This window comes from Hyphomonas oceanitis SCH89 (genome assembly GCF_000685295.1).
Classification (GTDB): domain Bacteria; phylum Pseudomonadota; class Alphaproteobacteria; order Caulobacterales; family Hyphomonadaceae; genus Hyphomonas; species Hyphomonas oceanitis.
Genome location: NZ_ARYL01000079.1, coordinates 1 through 4350 on the forward strand (window position 1 = coordinate 1; position 4350 = coordinate 4350).

Annotated in this window: 6 protein-coding genes; all 6 read left to right on the forward strand. The window is 60.5% G+C overall.

Annotated features, from left to right (window positions below):
• The coding region (locus HOC_RS20005) for an antirestriction protein ArdA (protein WP_035542131.1) at positions 1-295 on the forward strand (295 nt) is incomplete at its 5' end.
• A 3-nt stretch (positions 296-298) separates the two neighbouring features.
• Positions 299-775, forward strand: a complete 477-nt coding sequence (locus HOC_RS20010) for a hypothetical protein (RefSeq protein ID WP_035542133.1) — start codon at positions 299-301, stop codon at positions 773-775.
• A 47-nt stretch (positions 776-822) separates the two neighbouring features.
• Entirely contained in the window at positions 823-2595 is a 1773-nt protein-coding gene (locus HOC_RS20015) for a ParB/RepB/Spo0J family partition protein (RefSeq protein ID WP_084146506.1), read from the forward strand.
• 452 nt (positions 2596-3047) lie between these two features.
• Positions 3048-3371 carry a DUF736 domain-containing protein gene (locus HOC_RS20020; RefSeq protein ID WP_035542136.1) on the forward strand — a complete coding sequence of 108 codons (324 nt, stop codon included), beginning with the start codon at positions 3048-3050 and terminating at the stop codon, positions 3369-3371.
• Between the two features lie 177 nt (positions 3372-3548).
• Positions 3549-3791, forward strand: coding sequence for a helix-turn-helix domain-containing protein (locus tag HOC_RS20025; protein WP_035542139.1), 243 nt, complete (start codon positions 3549-3551; stop codon positions 3789-3791).
• Complete coding sequence (locus HOC_RS20030; protein ID WP_035542141.1) at positions 3788-4288, forward strand: S26 family signal peptidase; 501 nt, start codon at positions 3788-3790, stop codon at positions 4286-4288. Before HOC_RS20025 ends, HOC_RS20030 begins: the two co-directional genes overlap by 4 nt.
• Positions 4289-4350 lie beyond the last annotated feature (62 nt).

Consider the following 4350-nt stretch of genomic DNA (forward strand, 5'->3'; position numbering starts at 1 on the left):
CGTCTGTGACCTTGCCGACTTTCTTGGCGAGCATGGCGAGATTGGCGCGAAGCTGTACCGGCATTTCGGCGATGACCTTAAGCAGGCCCGTGCGGCCTTCGAAGATTATGCCGGAGAATATCGCAGCGCCGCAGACTTCGCTGAGGAATTCATGCGGGAGACCGGAACAGAAATCCCGGCTTCGCTCGACTATTACATCGACTGGACAGCGCTTGCCCGCGACATGGCCCTCAATGGTGAGATCATGGTGTTCCAGACGGGCTTCGATGAAGTCCACGTGTTCTGGAGCCGCTGAGCCATGGCATTTACAGAACGTTTCTCTGACTTCGTATGCGAGGGCGATTGCATCGCTTGCGAACAGGGCGGGTTCCGGGTCGTCGCGCGCATCGTTTGCGACGATAGCCCGGATGGGCCGGACCAGCGCCAGGACGGATTCTGGCCATCCCTTTACAAGGACGCGCCGGGGTTCATCGGGCCGGGCCCAAACCATAGAGAGCGCTTTGCCAAGGCGCAGGCCGAAGCCGAGACGATCATGGAGGCATGGCGGCGGGATGACTGGTTCTATTGCGGCATTGTCCTCTCGGTATCGCTGGAGGGTGTTATACTGGACGAACATGCCATCAGCCTCTGGGGCGTCGAAGCCAATTATCCGGGCTCGGATAATGCATATCTGACGGACGTCGCAGATGACCTTCTTCCCGACGTCATCGCGATCGGTCGCCGGGCTGCGCAGCGTCTTTGTGTGACCCTCTCTAATCTCGGGGCGCGCACATGAGTGCGCGCCTGTCCTCTTCAATCAATTCAACAAAGGAGGCCCATGCCATGGCCCAGCCAACGCTCAAGAACATTCCCCTCGATCAGCTTCGTATCTCCAAACTCAATATGCGCCACAGCCGTAAGAAGCCGGACGTGTCCGATATCCTGCCGTCCATTCGTGAGAGCGGTATTCGCCAGACGTTGCTGGTGCGCCGTGAAGGCGATCATTACGGCGTCGTTGCCGGACGGCGGCGGTTCTTCGCCCTGAAAGAGATCGAGAAGGAGACGGGTAAGGCGCCCATGGTGCCGTGCGCAATCATGCGCGAAGAAGACGCCGCCAGTGCCATTGCGGCATCCGTAATCGAGAATGTCGGACGCCTGCCAGCTTCGGAAATGGAGCAATACACAGCCTTCAAGCGCATGCATGATGAAGGCCGTGCGGTCGAGGACATCGCCGCCTTCTTCGGGGTTACCGTGCTTTTGGTGCGGCGAGTTCTCGCGCTGGCTTCGCTCGCCGAGCCAATCCGCAAACTCTATGCCGAAGACGAGATCGACCGCGAGACGATCCGGGCGTTGACGCTCGCGACGCAAGACCAACAGGCAGAATGGCTTCGCCTGTTCGATAGTGAGGACGCGCGCGCGCCGATGGGCCGGAACTGCAAGGCGTGGATCACGGGCGGGGCGATTATCACCACTGATAAGGCCCTGTTTGAACTGGCGGGCTATGAGGGCTTGATAACCGCCGACCTGTTTGGCGAGCATGGCGTGTTCGCAGACGCGGATGCTTTCTGGACCGCGCAAGCCGCAGCCGTCGCGCAGCGTATCGAGGCTTATCTCGCCGAAGGCTGGAAGGACGTGGTCTGCCTTGAGCGGGGGCAGTATTTCCAGCGCTGGGACCATGTGACCACGACGAAGAAGCAGGGCGGAAAGGTGTTCGTCGAGCTTCGCCATGACGGCAGCGTGACCATCCATGAAGGCTTTATCTCACAGGCCGAGGCGCGGCGATGGGCGAAAGACAAGCGCAGCGGAGACGACCCGTCCTCAGCGCCCGTCAAACCTGAAATGTCCGGCCCGCTTGCTGAATATATCCTGCTGCACCGCCATGGGGCGGCGCAGGCGAGCCTCGTCGCCCAGCCCGCTATCGCGCTGCGCCTGATGGTGGGCCATGCCATGACCGGCAGCGCGCTCTGGACGATCCGGGCGCATGAATGCAGCAGCCGGAAAGACGCCACGCGGGCGAGCCTTGAGGCATCGACAGCTGCCGCCGACATGGCGGCCAAACGGGAGCGCATTGCCAGCCTGTTCGAGGCCATGAACGTGTCCGGAGAGACCCGCCGCAATGGCGACGCCTATCGCCTTTGTGAAATCTTCGCCGCCTTGCTCGCCATGTCGGACGCGGACGTGGGGGAGGTTCTGGCCTACACCATGGCTGAAACGCTGGAAACAGGTGGGCCGGTGGTTGAAGCCGTTCTGCATGTTTGCGAGACGGACCTGTCAGCCTGCTGGAAGCCGGAACCCGCCTTCTTCGACCTCTGCCGTGACAAGCGGGCGATCAATGCGATGGTGGCCGATATCGGGTCTGACGCTTTGGTGGCCACCTGCGTCACCGATACGGCCAAAGTACAGAAGGCGCTCATCGGGAACCGGATTGCTGGTGAGGGGTGTGAGCCCAATCCCGACTGGCGACCGGGCTGGATGCAGGTGCCGCCAACCCGCCTTGTGGAAGGGTCGGGGTCTGCGCCTGCTGATGCCTGGGCCCGGATTGCCGGTCTGTTCGAGGATGGCCGGGACAATGCGCAGCCAGATTCAGAGACCTTCGCAGAGCCAGACGCCGCCTGAGGACTCAGTCTCCTTTTCAGGCGGATTAGGAGCCGTCCGGTGCCATGCATCGGGCGGCTTTCGTATTAGTCTCCCATGCTGAGGTGCCTTTGTTAGGGGTGCTTCATGGATGAGGGCGTAAAAAATCGCCCCGGCTTTGGGTATCGCCGTGCATACGGAACTGTCTGCCAGTCCTGTTCCATCCGGTTTGTGGCCTCGCGTATCGGACCCCTTGTTCCCGTCTCTTGCCGTGTGACCTGGACGACGCCTGCCGGGCTATGAAACCGGCCCGGTCGCAAGAATTTTCCCCGCCGCTTTGCGGCTCCTCGCGGATCAAAATTCATCGCCGTGCCGGTGCTGCACTATGTTTCGCCCGCAAGCGGTTCAAACCCGTCCTGCGCCGTCCTTTCGGTCCGGCGTCGACGGGGACAAGGGGTCTCCGAGACAAGCGCAAAAACGAAAGGAATTACACAATGGCAAACGCACTCGGATATGTCTCTGAGACCAAAACCGGCTTCGAAGGCGCCCTCGCAATGATGAACCTCACAAGCCCCATCCGCATCGAGAAGAATGGTGAGAAGGCCGCAGACGGCCAGCCCGACTATCGCATCTTCGCCGGAGAAACGTCGACCGAAATCGGTGGCGGCTGGATGCGCAAGGCGAAAGCATCGGGACGCGAGTATGTCTCGATCACTCTCGCAGATCCGCAGATCGGTCCGCGCAAGATCTACGCAAATCTCGCCCCCGTCAAAGGCAAGAGAGGCCGCCACGTGATCCTCTGGAACCCGCGGGACTAGGCTTCAATTTCATCACCACAGAGCCGCCCCGGAGATCTTCTCCGGGGCGGCTTTTGCCATGCTTGCGCATGGTAAACCGGCCGGGAGAAAACGCGCCGTGGGCATTTTCCCTCTCCAGAAAGCGGCAGCGCTGGCCAAGATTTTGTCATCGCACGAAACGAAAAGGAGTGGCGAAGGATGACGAAAGACAAGCGACAGGAAGAGACCGATGATGGCTGGCCGGAGCTGCTCAGCGTTGAAGAAGCGGCGAGGTTTCTGCGGCTGAAACGCTCAACGCTGGATCATTATCGATGTGAGGGGCGCGGGCCCGTTTATCGCAAGCATGGTGCGCGCGTCTTCTATCCCAAGCCCGGCCTCATGAAATGGTCAGAGCGCCATGCCTATATCTCGACCTCGCAGCGCCTCCCGAAACCCGAATGAAATATCCCGTCCTTTGGATAACCGGCGCTGGGCTTTGTCTTGCCCTGTTTGGCGGCCTGTTTGATTCTGAAGATCACCTGATCTGGAACCGGACAGGGAGCGCGCCAGAAGGGCTATACTGGCGGAGCAATGACCCATTCACCCCTGGCCGATGGGTCATTGTCTCGGCCAGTAGCGCGGATGCGCAGTGGGCAGAAGCGCAGGGCTTTGTTGGCAGGGATTGGCCACTGCTAAAGCGGATTGCGGGCATTGCCGGAGATGAAATCTGCCGGCATGGCCAGATCATAACGATCAATGGTAACGCTATTGCCAGCGCGCATCTCATCGACGCTTCAGGCCGAAAACTTCCGGACTGGCAGGGCTGTATGTGTCTCTCGGAGACTGAAGTTTTCCTGCTGAATGCGCATCCGGAGTCGCTCGATGGCCGGTACTTCGGGGCAACAAAACGCGAAGACCTGGACGGCGTCGCGATACCGCTTTTTGCGCTCAAAGACTGACAGGGACGGCAGGCGGATGCAAAGCGCGGCAAAGGCATGCATGGATATGAGAAGCGGACCCG